Genomic DNA, 15,161 nt, shown 5'->3' on the forward strand with positions numbered 1-15,161 from the left:
TTCAGCCTGACACAGTAAACCTGGGTCTGACCTCCGGTCTGACCCGGTGACACTTCAGCGTCACACCCCAGCCTTCCAACCAGACGTTATCGGATAACGTCGATCACGGCCAAAGCCACGATTGGTAATACGCGTTCCGATCGGCGCTTGGCGACGTTTATACTCATTAATATCGATTAGACGAATCACTCGCAGTACATCGGCTTCGTTGTACCCCTCAGCAATAATCATCTCTGCACTGTAATCATGCTCGACATACATCTCGATAATCGCATCCAACTGATCGTAGTCTGGCAGACTGTCCTGATCTGTTTGATCGGGACGAAGTTCAGCCGACGGTGGGCGAGTGATCACACGCTCTGGAATAACAGGACTGATGGTATTGCGGTAACGCGATAGCTCATATACCAGCGTTTTAGGAATGTCTTTCAGTACACAGAAACCACCGGCCATATCACCGTACAGAGTTGAATAACCGACCGCTGTCTCTGATTTATTACTGGTCGTAAGAACGAGATAACCCTTCTTGTTTGAGATCGCCATCAACAACACGCCACGACAGCGTGCTTGAAGATTCTCCTCTGTCGCATCAACCTCAGTGCCAGCAAACTCACCCGCCAACTCTTGCATAAACGCTTCATACATCGGTTCAATCGAGATCACCGAGTGACGAATGCCTAACGCCTCGGCTTCAAGTGCAGCATCTTCAACACTGATCGAAGAGGTGTACTTAAACGGCATCATGACACACTCAACACGATCAGGACCCAAGGCATCTACAGCAACCGCTGCCGTTAACGCCGAATCGATACCGCCAGATAGGCCAAACACTACCCCCTTAAAGCCGTTCTTGTTAACGTAATCGCGTACGCCCATCACAAGCGTTTGGTAGACCATACTATAGTGATCAGCTTCGGGCGTTGAAGGCTGTAGCGGCTCAACAGCACCCGATTCAAGATCGATAGATACCTTGTAGATACCCTCTTCATGATGAGGCGCCATGTAGGCTAGCTGCCCCTTGGCATCCACGACCTGCGAACCACCATCAAAGACCAACTCATCCTGCGCACCCACTTGGTTTACATAGACAATCGGGGCATTTGCAGTGGTTGCACGATCTTGTAACGCCTCGGTACGCTCATTGGTTTTACCCATGTGATAGGGAGATGCATTAGGCACAAGAATCGCTTTAACACCGGCCTCGGCCTGGCGTTGAGTCGGCTCTCTCTCCCAAATATCGGCACAGATTTGCAGCCCTAAAGTGTGACCCTTGTACTCAAATACACCGTCATTAGTGTGCGGTTCAAAGTAGCGATCTTCATCAAAGACAAGATAGTTAGGCAGATGCTGTTTGGCATACTCGATCAACACCTCACCATCCTCAATGATGGCCGCCATGTTGCGTAACTCGCCCTCTTTCTCAGCTGGATAGCCCACCAACAAAGCAATGCCACGGACCTCAGTTTTCAGCCGTTCAAGGGCCTCATCAACCCGACGTTTAAGACTGGGACGCAGCAACAAATCTTCGGGCGGATAACCGGTAATCGACAGCTCAGAAAAGACGATAATATCCGTATCACCTTGAGACGCTGCATCCATAGCAGCATCGATCATCTTTTGTGTATTACCCGGAATATCACCGACTAAGAAGTTAATCTGCGCCAGCGCAACAACAAGTTTTTCAGACATAATGGGAGTTGAAATCTGCAAATTAAATAGATTTGCAGAGTATAACCCAATGTGATGCTCTGCTTGTAGGAGGGAATTCAAGCAAAGCTTGAAACCCCGAAACTGTTGGAGCATTCTCGAAGAGGACGCGATCAGGTAACAGGCTTCAGCCTGTCACCACCCCAATAAAAAAGCACCCTGTAGGAGGCCTCCCAAAGGGACGCCGACCGCTTTTAGATATGGTGACTGGTTTTAACCTGTCATCCGCACAATCATCCATACTTTCACTCCCGACAAAACCCCGGCAAATACTCACTAGGAATCAACGACTCATCCGAATCATCGCTAATACATCGCCAAGTCGTCGGAAAATCCGGATTCTCCGCCCGCAACACAAACCGCCGCCCTTCCAACTCATCAATATTGGCAATTGATACCCGAATTTCGCCGGAGGAATGACTCCACCATGCATTCTTTACATAAGCGGAGTTATCCCCAAAGTATTCATTACTGACGCCTAGTTCACTAAGGGCTGTATTCCATTTCAAATCTTTTAAACCTGAAGTACCGCCATTCGCAATCGCATAATCAACCAGCGCCAGCTTAATCGGCTCCGTTGCTGCCAGAGCATCGATCAACTTGGCACGCACCGTGAATTGAGTATACGCAGGCAGCGCAATTGAAGAGAGTAGCGCGATGATCGCCACCGCGATCATCAGTTCTATGAGGGTGTAGCCACCCATCCTTGGGTGTTTGTAACCGTCCATGGTTATCTCCTATGTATTTAAACCATCTCAGGGAGACCTGCTGTATGAACCATTTAAATGTCGACAGAACTGATCGGAAAACTCGCTACTTCCATCAGTACCCACAGATTTGATTTGAACACATAGTGTTTCTTTAGGTCCCGGGTTCAGAGTGTAACTAAGGCTGCTAATATTTGTTGGCTTACTGTCATTTGTAGGGTCACACGCAGTTAGATTGTTGTCACCATTATTTTTACATTCATATACATCATAAGAGTTAGCAGCTGAAACGGCTGTCCAAATAACAACACCACTACTATCCTCCCAACTTAATACTGGAGCGGATAACGAGCCTGGGGTGGATTGAGGGCATGAACTAGAAATGATCAAATTAGCCCCTGTAGCAGACTCTGTGACTGATCCAAAACTTTGATCAACACCATCACTTGGTGAACAAATAGAGTACCCTGCAGTTGAAGCTACAGGGGTGATTGTGTGAATTAACTCGCCACTCCAAGAGGCACCACTTGCGACAAAAAAGTTGCAAGAGTAACTGGTGTCATTCACAGAGCAAACAGGAACTGTTTGACTATTAGGGTCTTCGCAATCAGCCCCATCACCGTCATCGACACATATCGTGTAACTTCCAGATGGAAACTGGCTTGTAACAGAAGAAACTGCCTCAGAAGCTGGCGTATAAGCGCTAGATACTGTTCCAGTAATACTGTATTGAAACGCAGAGACTGTAATTGATGAATCCTCAGGGACTGTTGCAGGACAACTCTCCTCCCCATTAACCTCCAAACATACAAAGTCACCTTTGTTGTCCATAAAGTTGTTACTGACCGATGGATACGCTGATGATGCGGAAGCCGAACTCATCTCTGCTGAGCAGTCAGAATCCGAATCTGAAGAGGTGCCTAACAGAAAATCGTGATACCCAAACCCTCTTACTTGCTGATCAGTACCGGGATCTCCTGACCCATAAACATCCCCGTAACCCATACCTTGTGCGACAAGTTTGACTTCACTACCATCAACGCCAATAACACCTCCATCAAGAAATGCAAATCCGTACCCTCTGTATTGACGCTTAATTTCAAGCGGAAGTATCACTTGAGCATGGTTAGATAAGTCTGTTCCATCATCAACGTAATCTGGATCACCAACACACTGAGCTTTGCTCGTATCAATTGCGTCGTTGTTAAGATATTGAACATCGATATTTCCATACCAACCCGCTCCAAAAAAGCAGGTATATTCAAAAAACCAGTCACTACTGCTGTTGTCTGAATCTATTTTTGGACCTTTTGGACAAACACCTGTATCGGAAGGCTTAATCACCAAGTTGTTATAATTCTCTAAAGAGTAACTAAGAACATCAGATGGGACGTATACAATCCCTCTAACCTCAGAGAAAGCTTCCCCCCCTGAGTAGGTCAGAAGTGTTTCATCATCTCCTGAATCTGTTGTATTGATTAAGAGTAACGAACCATTCGCTGACGAAACCGTGACATTTTCAAGATTTACATTTGTTGATAGGGCCCCACCTGGTGCGTCTTCGCCATACTCAGCCTCACCCACAGGTAAATTGATTTTGTAAGGGTTACTCCCTCCTCCAGAACCATCTTCACCATTTGCATTTTCATCGGCATCAAAAAGATCTGACACGATTAGAGAGTTAATCGCGACTGATTGATCAGACCAGCTGACCACCACCTGAGTCGTTAGTGCATCAGATACAGAAGTAAATGTGGGGGTAATTGAGAATATAGCATTGGTCCCATTCACAGAACTTGAGCCAGTAGCCGCTATTGACGAAAGGGATTCTGAACTGGCCCTTGATCTAAACTCTTCGATTGTTTTCTGAGCAAGCGCGATTGCCTCAAGCTTTGCTTTGTTGTCACCGGTTTCTCCAATGAGCTTGGCCGAAAAAAGTGTCGCCCCGGTTATACCAACAGCAAAAATGACTAGTGAAATCAGTGCTTCGATTAACGTGAAACCTTTCGTGCGGCGAATCATTACCAATCCCTCCAGCTACCGAACCGTGATCCTGCAGTAGTTTTATCCCCGAGGTCTTGAGTGTAGCCATCCTCAAATGTAATAGTCGGACCGCCGTTACCCATATCAACATAACCACCTACAATCAGTGACCCATAGAAATCATTGGTACCATTCAATTTCTTTACATCACCTGAAACGAATAACAAGCCATTAAATTCATTCTTATTGGACTGGTCTAAGTCTCCGTTTACGATAATCGTTCTTGGTTCATCTCCCGTTACAAAGGTGTCTGTTGGAAAGGTGACATCTCCACTGCTGTTTTCCACACAAACAATAGACCCTGCGGCTTGCAGATCAGCCTTGAAATCACTACTGGTGCTTTGATCAATAAAAGTATGCCCACTGCAAAAATCAGCAACAGTTGCACCAAGAAATGCCCTTTGAAACTGATCATCTGATAGTGAACTTAAACTTGGATCATTCTCTACTAGATCGCTTCCTCTGTAGGTTTTTGATGACGATTGTATGGAAGCAGTGGAGACTGTTGGATGAGGAACAATAGTTGAAAAAGAGCCGTCTAATTCTATTGAACCTCCACTCCAAATAGTGAGATTTCCACTTTTATTTCTTACTTCAAAGTTACCCGAGAATTCACTTCCTCCTCCAGCAACCACAGGAACCTTGGGCAAATCTAACTTCGCATAGGTAATATCCATTTGAACTCGTCTAGTGACCGAACCATCATCACTGACACCCTCAGCGATGAGTATTGATCGCGCTGAAGTACTCACTCCCCAAAAACTATAAATTTCACCACTTGCTAGAGATCCAGAACCAGGGTTGGAGGCGTTTCTTAACGCTTGATTTTCCCGATACTCTAAGATCCCTTCACCGAGACCGGATTGAGCTGCTTCAAAAGCCATTATCGATCGATATTCATTGGCTGCTACTTGGCTCTCCTTGATAACAGCTTCATACATAATCGATAGGGATATTGTGCTTACAATAAGCAAAACCACTGTAATCAACAGTGTGGCTATTCCTTTCTGATAATGAATTGAAGAATAAGACATGACTAATCCGTACCTACGTTATTGGGTAGGAGTATTGTGTATTCTCTACTTGCTTGAAAATCATTAACCGGTCCATCTGAGGCTGTAATATTGACCGTTATTTGCCTAACAGCAGAACTGGCCGTACAACCCTGACAAGCAAAGTTCAGATTTGTTACCGAGATCACTGAACTATCTGTCAGACTTGACCAACCGGAAGCACCATCACAAGCAGTTACAGAAATACCTCTAAGTATTTCATTGTTAGAAAGCATAAAACCGCGTTGTTCAACGGAATCTAAAACGCCATTCTCGCTCACGTCATAAGAATAGAGAGCGCAAGATGCGGAGGGTAAATCAATGGATGAAACACCCTGCTGGTAAACGCCGCCATCTGTCGCTGCTGAATAACCAGATCGCCGCAACTCACCGGAAATTATTCCAGAAACATTTGAAAGCTCAGTATTCAATCGAGTTGACGCAATTGTGCTTTGAGTAGCATTAACAATCTGCAAATATCCAAACAACACTCCACTCGATACAATCAGACCGATAACCATACCGATCATCAGCTCGATTAATGTGTATCCCTCTTGTTTTAAGATACTTTGATTTTTCATCTAGTTGACCTGTACTAACTGATTAGATGAAATCGTTACTGTTCTAGAATCAGCGCCATCAATGGTTATCGTAATTACCGTTGGTGTGGCTAACAACTCTGGCATTTCAAACTCAACGGGCGAAGCAGTCAAAGTGATTTCAGTTCCCGGGTAGTCGGTAGAATTTGCGTAAACATCTAAAGATAAACAACTGGCTGTAGATGATGCACTTACACCTGCACACCAATTGGATCCTGTCGTAGTAATAAGATAACGAGAATCGTTATTTGAAATCGCCTGACGTTTAGCTAACTGAGTTTGACCATAAATAGCTTCAACGGCACCACTCAATCGTTCACGAGCAATATAATCTTGATAGGAGGGTATAGCGATAGCAGCAATGATTCCGATAATAGCCACCGTCACTAACACTTCAGTAATAGTAACCCCTTGCTGATATCGAGATTGCATAAACATTATCTTTCCCAACAATCATCAAGTGAGGCAGTGCCTGCATCTACGGCACCATTGCGATCGGCTACAAACTTAGTGCAGGTATCGTCTATATGTGGGGCTAGGGGTTCAGCCGTTACTACAAAAGATGAACCATCGGCGCTTGAGACGGCAATCGTCCAATAGCCCTCGGGGGATGTTGAATAATCAGTTCCGTTAATGGTTGCAGAGGATGAGAACAGGGTATTGTTGGCTCTGTGTTGTTCTTGAGCAATGCGAATGGCCGCCAAAGCGTTCATTGCATCGCTACGCTTGGCCCGAAGCACATAATCCTGATAAGCCGGATACGCGATAGCCGCAAGAATCCCGATGATTGTTACAACGATCATCAGTTCAATCAGAGTAAAGCCTTTTTGGTAACGCATTGATCCTCCACTACCTTCAGAGCTTGCGAACAGGCTCATTACAAATATAGCAGAGGATAAGAAAAACTGAGGGGTTTTACTGAATATTCAGGATCTGAACTTCGAAAAGAATGGTTTTTCCGGCAAGCGGATGATTGAAATCAACTTCTACACGCTCATCGTCGAACTCAACAATCACACCTGGCAGTTCACCACCGGGTTCTTGGAATGAGATCACCAACCCTGGCTCTAGTTCCATATCCTTAAAGTCTGAGCGCTTCATGGTTTGGATGTTACTTGGGTTGTGCTGACCAAAACCACGTTCTGGATCGATGGTTAGATCGAGATGATCGCCCACTTTTAGCCCCGTCAATGCCGCTTCAAAGCCCTCTGGAATATTGCCATCACCCACTTCAAATTCCACGGGAGCGCCTTCGAAGTTAGAGTCAACGATCTGTCCATCGGTGAGTTTGATCGCGAAGTGCATCGTCACTTTACGGCCCTGTTCAATGGTGAGTTCGCTCATCTATTTGCTCCGGTCTTTTGATAAAAATAGTGCATCAACGATCAATGCAATGGCGCCAAGGGTAATACCCACGTCGGCGATATTAAAGGCCGGGAAGTACCAACCTGCATAGTGGAAGGATAGGAAATCCACGACATAACCGTGAACAATACGGTCAAACAGATTACCCAGAGCACCGCCTAAAATAGCGGCATAGCCGACTGCCTGTATTTTCTGATGAGGCTCTGTTTGGCGTAGCCAATGAACAATTAACCCACTCACAACAACAGCGATGGTCACAAATAGCCAACGCTGCCACCCCTGTTCGCTTGCAAGAAAGCTAAACGCCGCTCCTGTGTTATGCAGCAGCCTTAAATCGAAAACGGGAAGAATAGAGACTGGCAGGTTGTAACTAAGCATACTCGATGCCAAAGCCTTACTACCAAGATCCAACACCACAATGGCTAGGCTGAGCCATAGCCACTGCAGTGCAGAAGGGTTACGCGTAGTGGCGCTGTTCACCTTCACCCTCTACGTTATCGACACAACGTGTACATAGCTCTGGGTGATCGGCGTTTTGGCCGACATCTTCACGGTGGTGCCAACAACGAGCACACTTAGCCTCTTCGGATGCTTTAACGGCCACTTTAAGGCCTTCAACCGCAGTTTCGCGAGCATCAGCGCCATTCGCTAAAGGCTCAATGCTGGCGGTCGATGTGATCAAGACAAAGCGAAGTTCGTCACCAAGACGATTGAGATCAGAGGTGATCTGCTCATCAGCAAAGAGGGTCACTTCAGCAGCGAGAGAGGCCTTAACAAGCTTCTCGTTACGCGCCTCTTCTAGACACTTGTTGACCGCCTGCTTAACCTGCAGCACACGCTCCCAGTACTCACGACCAAAGGCATCGTCAGCGGTCATTTCAAACAGCCCTTCGTACCAAGTGGTTAGCATGGCACTCTCAGGATTGTTACCTGGAAGCACTTCGATGATCTCATCCGCAGTGAAGCTTAGGATCGGTGCAATCCAACGAACCAATGCTTGCGCGATGTGGTACAACGCCGTCTGACAAGAACGACGAGCCAGGCTGTCTGGCTTAGTGGTGTACTGACGATCTTTAATGATGTCTAGGTAGAAACCGCCAAGCTCTTGTGCACAGAAGTTGTGAACTTGCTGATATACGTCGAGGAAACGGTAGCTGTTGTATGCATCAATCACACGCTGCTGCAGACGGTAAGCCGAATCCACTGCCCAACGGTCTAGCGCCAGCATATCTTCAGGTTTTACACAGTGCGCCTCTGGGTCAAAACCGTTAAGGTTGGCCAGCAAGAAGCGTGACGTATTACGGATTCGGCGGTAGCTATCGGCCGTACGCTGAAGAATCTGATCCGATACGGCCATATCACCAGAGTAGTCGGTAGAAGCAACCCAAAGACGAAGAATATCAGCACCTAGCTTGTCATTAACCTGCTGTGGCGCAATGACGTTACCCAGCGACTTAGACATCTTGTAACCCTTCTCATCGACGGTAAAGCCGTGAGTAAGAACCTGTTTGTAAGGCGCACAACCATTGATTGCGATCGATGTTTTCAGTGACGACTGGAACCAACCGCGGTGCTGATCCGAACCTTCAAGGTACATATCAGCCGGGAAATGTAAGCTCTCTTTAGTACGCAGAACAGAGTGGTGCGTGACACCTGAATCGAACCAAACGTCCATGGTGTCAGTGACTTTATCGTAATCGGCTGCCTCATCACCCAACAACTCGGCTGGATCTAGATCAAACCAAGCATCGATGCCAGTCTCTTCAATACGCAGTGCAACCTGCTCGATCAATTCTGTTGTGCGTGGGTGCAATTCACCTGTCTGTTTATGGGTGAACAGTGTGATGGGCGTTCCCCAAGTACGTTGACGAGAGACACACCAATCTGGACTCTGGCCGACCATCGCTTCGATGCGCGTCTGACCCCAATCAGGGAACCATTGAACGCCTTTAATTGCGTCCATTGCATCCGCTTTAAGGTTCTCTTTCTCCATTGAGATGAACCACTGTGGCGTAGCACGGTAGATCAATGGTGTTTTGGTACGCCAGCAGTGTGGGTAGCTGTGCTGGAAACGCTTCAGGTGAACCAATTTACCTTCACGCTCCAGAGCTTCCGTTACCGGCGCATCCGCTTTGTAGACATGAATTCCAGCAAACTCGCCGGCTGCATCTGTGTAGACACCATCCGCTTGAACAAGATTAAGTGTTTTAAGGTCGTAGCGGTTGCCGACGATGAAGTCATCCATACCGTGATCAGGCGCAGTATGAACCGCACCAGTACCGGCATCAGTGGTGACATGGTCACCCAAAATCACAGGCACTTCACGGTCAAACACAGGGTGTTCAAGTTTCAGTAGTTCAAGCGCTGCACCGTTCACACGACCCAACACTTCATACTGATCAACACCCCAACGTTCCATGATTGAGTCAACCATTGATTCAGCTAGAACCTGGTAATCTACGCCGCTCTCTAGGTGCACTTCAACGAGGGCATACTCTAGCTCACCGTTAACCGATACCGCTTGGTTAGCAGGAATTGTCCAAGGTGTGGTTGTCCAGATAACAAGCGAAACGTTCTGTTTGTCTGTACCGAACAGTGCATTTACTTTTGCTTGATCAACAAAGGTAAAGCGCACATCAATCGCAGTAGAGGTTTTGTCTTGATACTCAACCTCAGTCTCAGCCAGAGCGGATTTACCAACGACACTCCAGTAGACCGGTTTGTAACCTTTCACTAGGTGTCCACGCTCAGCGATTTTACCTAGGGCACGAACGGTGTTGGCTTCCGTTTTGAAATTCATCGTTAAGTAAGGGTCGTCCCAATCACCCTGTATACCCAAACGAATAAAGTCCTCTTTCTGACCCGCAATCTGCTCCGTTGCATAGGAACGACACTTAGCACGAAAATCTGCGTAAGAGACCTTCTCCCCCGCTTTGCCGATCAATGTCTCAACTTTGTGCTCAATCGGTAGACCATGACAGTCCCAACCTGGCGTATAAGGCGAGTCAAAACCGCTTAGGGTTTTGGATTTGATGATCATATCTTTGATGATCTTATTCACCGCGTGACCAATGTGAATGCTGCCGTTAGCGTAAGGAGGGCCATCGTGCAGAATAAATTTTGGTCGACCTGCGCTCACTTCACGAATGCGTGCGTAAAGATCCATCTCTTTCCATTTAGCAAGACGCTTAGGTTCAGCAGATGGCAGGTTACCGCGCATTGGGAACGCAGTTTCCGGCAGGTTTAGAGTCGGTTTGTAATCGGTCATCAATCCAGTCCCAGTTTAGGTATTTGCGGCAGCGAACCAAGCGCGCGCTGCAGCGATATCTTTTGCGATCTGTTCTCGCAAAGCATCCAATCCATCAAAGCGTTGCTCCGCACGCATTGGATGTAAAAATTCAACACTGAGCAGCTCACCATAGAGCTGCCCCGTAAAATCTAGCAGGTGCACTTCCAATACAGGACGAACACCATTAAGTGTCGGCCGACTGCCAACATTGCAAATCGCGTTGTAGGCCTTACCCGCCAAGTGCGCCCTTACCGTGTAGACACCCCGCATAGGGCAGGCATACTTGTGCATGCGTACATTGGCTGTCGGAAAGCCGAGCTCACGACCCACTTTTTGCCCATGTTGCACACGGCCGGTGACACGATAGCGACGCCCTAACAATCGAGCAGCCAAGGATAAGTTGTTAGCGGCAAGCGTTTCACGAACGCGTGAACTGCTGACGCGCTCATCCTCTAAAATCAGTGTCGGTGTGTCAGCGACGGTAAAACCGTGTGATTCACCTGCAGCCTTAAGCAGTGCGTAATCGCCACGGCGATCACAACCAAAACGAAAATCGTCACCCACCACAAAATGCTTTACATCCAAGCCCTTCAGCAGCAGCTCATCAATAAACGCCTCAGCTGACAGTGAACGTAAACGCTCGTTGAAGCTAAGACAAAGCACGCGATCAACCCCTTCAGCTTCTAACAGGCGAAGCTTCTCGCCGAAACGCGTTAGACGAGGTGGCGCAGACTCTGGCGAAAAAAACTCACGTGGTTGCGGTTCAAACACAATCACAACAGAGGGCAACCCCAGTTGTTGCGCTTTTTCTCGCACACCTGACAGTATCATCTGATGGCCTAAGTGAACGCCGTCAAAGTTACCGATCGTCGCAACGCAGCCGCGATGATGATCGCGTAAATTGTGAAGCCCTCGAATCAGTTCCATTGCGTTATCAGTTTCACCCAAGCATCAGACAAATAATAAACGCGCGATTATAGCGCATGCAGGCCCCTCTAATTAAGACCTAAAACACTATGTTTATGACTTTAGCCACGCAAATGACGAATTCGCACACCGGAAAGGATCAAAGAGGCACAGTAAACCAGAACTGCGCCGGCCACGAGCAGGAACATCCACTCGACTCTCTGCCACAAACCGGCCGATAACCAGTCGGAAGCAACTGGTGCGAACAGCAGAATAACCAGCGCCATCAATGCGTTGGCAAATAACAACTGCATAGACCACCTTAACCAGCCAGTTTGCCACTTGAAGACACCCTGTTTAATTAAGCCATGCAAAAGCCAACCCGCATTCATAAAGGCGGACAGCGCGGTTGCTAGCGCAAGACCCGCATGCGCCAGAGGGAAGATAAGAATCAGGTTAAATACCATATTCGCCACCATCGCTTTAACAGCGATTTTGACTGGGGTTTTGGTATCTTGGCGAGAGAAGTAGCCAGGCGCCAGCACCTTAATGAGCATAAATGCGAGCAGACCTAAGCCATAGGCACGAAGACTCATAGCCGCCATGCTGACATCGCGATCGGTCATCTCACCGTAGTGGAACAGCGTCGTTAACAGAGGCTCCGCCAACAGAATCAGCGCGACAGCCGAAGGAATGCCAATCAAAAGCACCATTCGCACCGCCCAATCCAACATTTTGGCGAACTCTTCCCCTGACTTTTCAGCGTGTTTACGAGAAAGGCTTGGCAGAATCACCGTCGCAATCGCGATACCAAATACCCCCAAGGGCAGCTCTGCCAGACGATCTGAGTAGTAGAGCCAAGAGACACTGCCCGTCTGCAAGAACGAGGCAAGCACGGTATCCAATAGCAGGTTAATCTGTGCAACCGATACACCAAATAGAGCCGGCAGCATCAGTTTCAGGATGCGCCGCACCCCTTCATCCTTCCAACCGGCTTGCGGCACGGGCAATAGACGCAGGCGCGCTAAAAACGGCAACTGGAACAGCAGTTGGACGGTACCGGCCATCAACACACCCCAAGCCAGCGCCATAATGGGCGGATCAAACATGGGGCTTAAGTAGACCGCTGAACCGATCAGACAGAGATTCAGCAATACCGGGGTGAAGGCAGGCACCGCAAATCGCTCATAGGAGTTCAGAATGGCACCACAAAATGCGGTTAGGGATATCAGCATCAGATAGGGAAAGGTAATGCGCAGCATGTCAGCCGCAAGACCAAAGCTCTCGGAGCCTGACATATAAAACCCAGGCGCAAACAGCATCGCCAATAGTGGCGAACCCAGACTGCCCACCAGCGTGACCAGCAACAACACCGAACCCAAGCTGCCGGCGGTGCGATTTACGAGAAATTGAACCGCAGTTAGATCACGTTGCGATCGATACTCAGAGAGCACCGGCACAAAGGCTTGAGCAAAAGCCCCTTCAGCAAAAAGACGTCGTAAAAAGTTGGGGATTTTGAATGCGACAAAAAAAGCGTCGGATGCACCACTGGCGCCAAAGTAACCTGCAACCACCACATCACGAATCAAACCCAGCACTCGCGAGATCATGGTCATGATGCCAACCACAGCACTTGAGCGCAGCAGACCGCCGCCAGATGTCGCTTTTTGACTCAACTTTTAACCTCAAAGTGCCGAATTAATCCGTCGATTATCGCCTACCTAAGAAGAAGGTCAACTAAAAGTGCATTTCTTCTGTGTTTAATGCTTGACAGACGGCAACGATATCGGAATAATTTCGCATCCAATTTTGAGAGACACTTGTCTCGTTTTTTTAACTCAAATTTAAGGAGCTCAGCTGTGGCAAATTCCGCAGGATCTCGTAAACGTGCTCGCCAGGCGGAAAAGCGTCGTCAACATAACGCTAGCCTGCGCTCCATGGTACGTACTTACATCAAGAAAGTACTAAAAGAAGTTGCTGGTGGTGACCAAGCTGCTGCTAACGAAGCATTCAAAGTTGCTCAGCCTATCCTAGATAGCTCAGTAAACAAAGGAATCTTCAAGAAGAGCGCTGTTGCACGCACTAAGAGTCGCCTAAACGCACGCATCAAAGCGATGGCTGCATAAGCGACTGCTTAAAAGCTTTTCTAAAAACCCGCTACTTAGCGGGTTTTTTGTTGCCTAAAATCTGGAAGATGCTGACAGAGTCCATACCGGTGACTGGCTTTAGCCTGTCATCCGCTGGTAGATTTTACTGCCAATCTGGAAAACACCGATAAAGCAGATGACAGGCTAAAGCCAGTCACTGGTGCTTTTAGATAAACTCTAATGAATAACAATCGCGGGCTTTTCAAGACCGCTCCAACGATTTAAGCCAACGCCATATTATCGCGATGGACTAGCTCTGGATCAGTGATGTGACCGATAAGGGATTCGATCTCTTGGCTGGCGTGACCTTTGATACGGTCCGCCTCATCGAAGGCATAGTTAACCAGGCCGCGTGCGATAACCTCACCGCCAGTATCGACCAGCTCGACCATCTCACCGCGTGAGAAATCACCCTCTACTTTGACAACGCCCGCAGGCAGCAGTGATTTGCCACCCGTTTTAAGCGCTTTAACCGCGCCAGCATCCAATACTAGACGACCACGCGCCTGAAGATGCCCTGCGATCCAGTGTTTACGCGCAGCTTGGCGACCGTGATCAGGTACTAACAACGTACCAATCTCTTCACCCGAGAAGATTCTTAACAACGCACTCTCTTCACGACCGCTAGCAATAACCGTTACAGCACCTGAACGAGCCGCAAGTCGAGCGGCACGTACTTTAGTTGCCATACCACCGCGACCCAACTTACCGCCTCCGCCTGCAATCTGAAGGAAGTGATCATCTTCAGCTCGACCTTCGGCGATTAATTCAGCATTAGGGTTAGAGCGAGGATCTGCGGTGAACAGACCTTTCTGATCCGTCAGCAGAATCAGCGCATCGGCTTCAATGGCATTAGCCACCAACGCACCGAGCGTATCGTTATCACCAAACTGAATCTCACTGGTCACAACCGTGTCATTCTCATTAACGATGGCTACGACGCCCAGATCGATTAGAGAGCGCAACGTTGAACGTGCGTTTAGATAACGCTTACGGTTAGAGAGGTCATCATGCGTCAGAAGAACCTGAGCGGTATGAAGGTTGTGTTGCTGAAAAATAGATTCATACGCTTGAACCAAACCCATCTGACCGACAGCGGCGGCGGCTTGCAGCTTATACATCTCGCTTGGGCGTTCTGACCAGCCTAAACGATTCATCCCCTCGGCTACAGCACCTGAAGAGACAAGAACCACCTCAACACCCTGCTGCACCAGTTTAGCGATCTGCTCAACCCAGCCAACAATCGCTTGCTGATCTAGACCTTTACCATCATCCGTCAGCAGCGCACTGCCGATTTTGACGACCCAACGACCCTTTTCTGTTAACCGTTGACGTGATGCAGACAT

General features: G+C 48.0%; 14 protein-coding genes. 1 reads left to right on the forward strand and 13 read right to left on the reverse strand.

What is annotated here, in order from left to right; all coding sequences use genetic code 11:
* Positions 1 to 60: 60 nt before the first annotated feature.
* From XMD530_RS01335 to murJ, 12 genes are all read right to left on the reverse strand, one after another.
* On the reverse strand, positions 61 to 1,689 hold the full coding sequence (locus XMD530_RS01335; RefSeq protein WP_173480377.1) for an NAD+ synthase: 1,629 nt from the start codon (positions 1,687 to 1,689) through the stop codon (positions 61 to 63).
* Between the two features lie 263 nt (positions 1,690 to 1,952).
* Positions 1,953 to 2,435 carry a prepilin-type N-terminal cleavage/methylation domain-containing protein gene (locus tag XMD530_RS01340; protein ID WP_217364148.1) on the reverse strand — a complete coding sequence of 161 codons (483 nt, stop codon included), beginning with the start codon at positions 2,433 to 2,435 and terminating at the stop codon, positions 1,953 to 1,955.
* 27 nt (positions 2,436 to 2,462) lie between these two features.
* A complete protein-coding gene (locus XMD530_RS01345) occupies positions 2,463 to 4,436 on the reverse strand; it encodes a prepilin-type N-terminal cleavage/methylation domain-containing protein (RefSeq protein WP_173506601.1) in 1,974 nt (657 codons plus the stop codon).
* Positions 4,436 to 5,491, reverse strand: coding sequence for a hypothetical protein (locus tag XMD530_RS01350; RefSeq protein WP_173506602.1), 1,056 nt, complete (start codon positions 5,489 to 5,491; stop codon positions 4,436 to 4,438). Before XMD530_RS01350 ends, XMD530_RS01345 begins: the two co-directional genes overlap by 1 nt.
* Before the next feature lie 2 nt (positions 5,492 to 5,493).
* Complete coding sequence (locus XMD530_RS01355) at positions 5,494 to 6,090, reverse strand: prepilin-type N-terminal cleavage/methylation domain-containing protein (RefSeq protein WP_173506603.1); 597 nt, start codon at positions 6,088 to 6,090, stop codon at positions 5,494 to 5,496.
* Positions 6,091 to 6,546 carry a Tfp pilus assembly protein FimT/FimU gene (locus tag XMD530_RS11470; protein ID WP_305847196.1) on the reverse strand — a complete coding sequence of 152 codons (456 nt, stop codon included), beginning with the start codon at positions 6,544 to 6,546 and terminating at the stop codon, positions 6,091 to 6,093.
* Positions 6,546 to 6,947 carry a type IV pilin protein gene (locus tag XMD530_RS01365; protein ID WP_173506604.1) on the reverse strand — a complete coding sequence of 134 codons (402 nt, stop codon included), beginning with the start codon at positions 6,945 to 6,947 and terminating at the stop codon, positions 6,546 to 6,548. Before XMD530_RS01365 ends, XMD530_RS11470 begins: the two co-directional genes overlap by 1 nt.
* Positions 6,948 to 7,023: 76 nt before the next feature.
* Positions 7,024 to 7,452 (reverse strand): peptidylprolyl isomerase, encoded by a 429-nt coding sequence (locus XMD530_RS01370; protein ID WP_173506605.1) that lies wholly within the window; start codon positions 7,450 to 7,452, stop codon positions 7,024 to 7,026.
* Positions 7,453 to 7,953 (reverse strand): signal peptidase II, encoded by a 501-nt coding sequence (gene lspA / locus XMD530_RS01375; protein ID WP_371731652.1) that lies wholly within the window; start codon positions 7,951 to 7,953, stop codon positions 7,453 to 7,455. It lies immediately after the preceding gene.
* Entirely contained in the window at positions 7,931 to 10,741 is a 2,811-nt protein-coding gene (gene ileS / locus XMD530_RS01380) for an isoleucine--tRNA ligase (RefSeq protein ID WP_173506607.1), read from the reverse strand. The genes lspA and ileS overlap by 23 nt, the downstream gene beginning before the upstream one ends.
* A gap of 15 nt (positions 10,742 to 10,756) precedes the next feature.
* Positions 10,757 to 11,689, reverse strand: coding sequence for a bifunctional riboflavin kinase/FAD synthetase (gene ribF / locus XMD530_RS01385; protein ID WP_173483849.1), 933 nt, complete (start codon positions 11,687 to 11,689; stop codon positions 10,757 to 10,759).
* Positions 11,690 to 11,790: 101 nt separating this feature from the next.
* A complete protein-coding gene (gene murJ, locus XMD530_RS01390; RefSeq protein ID WP_217364150.1) occupies positions 11,791 to 13,284 on the reverse strand; it encodes a murein biosynthesis integral membrane protein MurJ in 1,494 nt (497 codons plus the stop codon).
* Between the two features lie 243 nt (positions 13,285 to 13,527).
* Here murJ and rpsT point away from each other — a divergent pair, with 243 nt between their 5' ends.
* Positions 13,528 to 13,794 carry a 30S ribosomal protein S20 gene (rpsT, locus tag XMD530_RS01395; RefSeq protein WP_173480367.1) on the forward strand — a complete coding sequence of 89 codons (267 nt, stop codon included), beginning with the start codon at positions 13,528 to 13,530 and terminating at the stop codon, positions 13,792 to 13,794.
* A gap of 242 nt (positions 13,795 to 14,036) precedes the next feature.
* On the opposite strand, the gene proB is transcribed toward rpsT, so the two are convergent.
* On the reverse strand, positions 14,037 to 15,161 hold the full coding sequence (gene proB, locus XMD530_RS01400; protein ID WP_173506608.1) for a glutamate 5-kinase: 1,125 nt from the start codon (positions 15,159 to 15,161) through the stop codon (positions 14,037 to 14,039).

This window comes from Marinobacterium sp. xm-d-530 (assembly GCF_013283365.1).
Classification (GTDB): domain Bacteria; phylum Pseudomonadota; class Gammaproteobacteria; order Pseudomonadales; family Balneatricaceae; genus Marinobacterium_E.

Excerpts from the sequence above, each read along its gene's own strand:
- XMD530_RS01335 (WP_173480377.1), bottom strand. The coding sequence starts at position 1,689 with ATGTCTGAAAAACTTGTTGTTGCGCTGGCGCAGATTAACTTCTTAGTC.
- XMD530_RS01340 (WP_217364148.1), bottom strand. The coding sequence starts at position 2,435 with ATGGACGGTTACAAACACCCAAGGATGGGTGGCTACACCCTCATAGAA.
- XMD530_RS01345 (WP_173506601.1), bottom strand. The coding sequence starts at position 4,436 with ATGATTCGCCGCACGAAAGGTTTCACGTTAATCGAAGCACTGATTTCA.
- XMD530_RS01350 (WP_173506602.1), bottom strand. The coding sequence starts at position 5,491 with ATGTCTTATTCTTCAATTCATTATCAGAAAGGAATAGCCACACTGTTG.
- XMD530_RS01355 (WP_173506603.1), bottom strand. The coding sequence starts at position 6,090 with ATGAAAAATCAAAGTATCTTAAAACAAGAGGGATACACATTAATCGAG.
- XMD530_RS11470 (WP_305847196.1), bottom strand. The coding sequence starts at position 6,546 with ATGTTTATGCAATCTCGATATCAGCAAGGGGTTACTATTACTGAAGTG.
- XMD530_RS01365 (WP_173506604.1), bottom strand. The coding sequence starts at position 6,947 with ATGCGTTACCAAAAAGGCTTTACTCTGATTGAACTGATGATCGTTGTA.
- XMD530_RS01370 (WP_173506605.1), bottom strand. The coding sequence starts at position 7,452 with ATGAGCGAACTCACCATTGAACAGGGCCGTAAAGTGACGATGCACTTC.
- ileS (WP_173506607.1), bottom strand. The coding sequence starts at position 10,741 with ATGACCGATTACAAACCGACTCTAAACCTGCCGGAAACTGCGTTCCCA.
- ribF (WP_173483849.1), bottom strand. The coding sequence starts at position 11,689 with ATGGAACTGATTCGAGGGCTTCACAATTTACGCGATCATCATCGCGGC.
- murJ (WP_217364150.1), bottom strand. The coding sequence starts at position 13,284 with ATGACCATGATCTCGCGAGTGCTGGGTTTGATTCGTGATGTGGTGGTT.
- proB (WP_173506608.1), bottom strand. The coding sequence starts at position 15,161 with ATGTCTGCATCACGTCAACGGTTAACAGAAAAGGGTCGTTGGGTCGTC.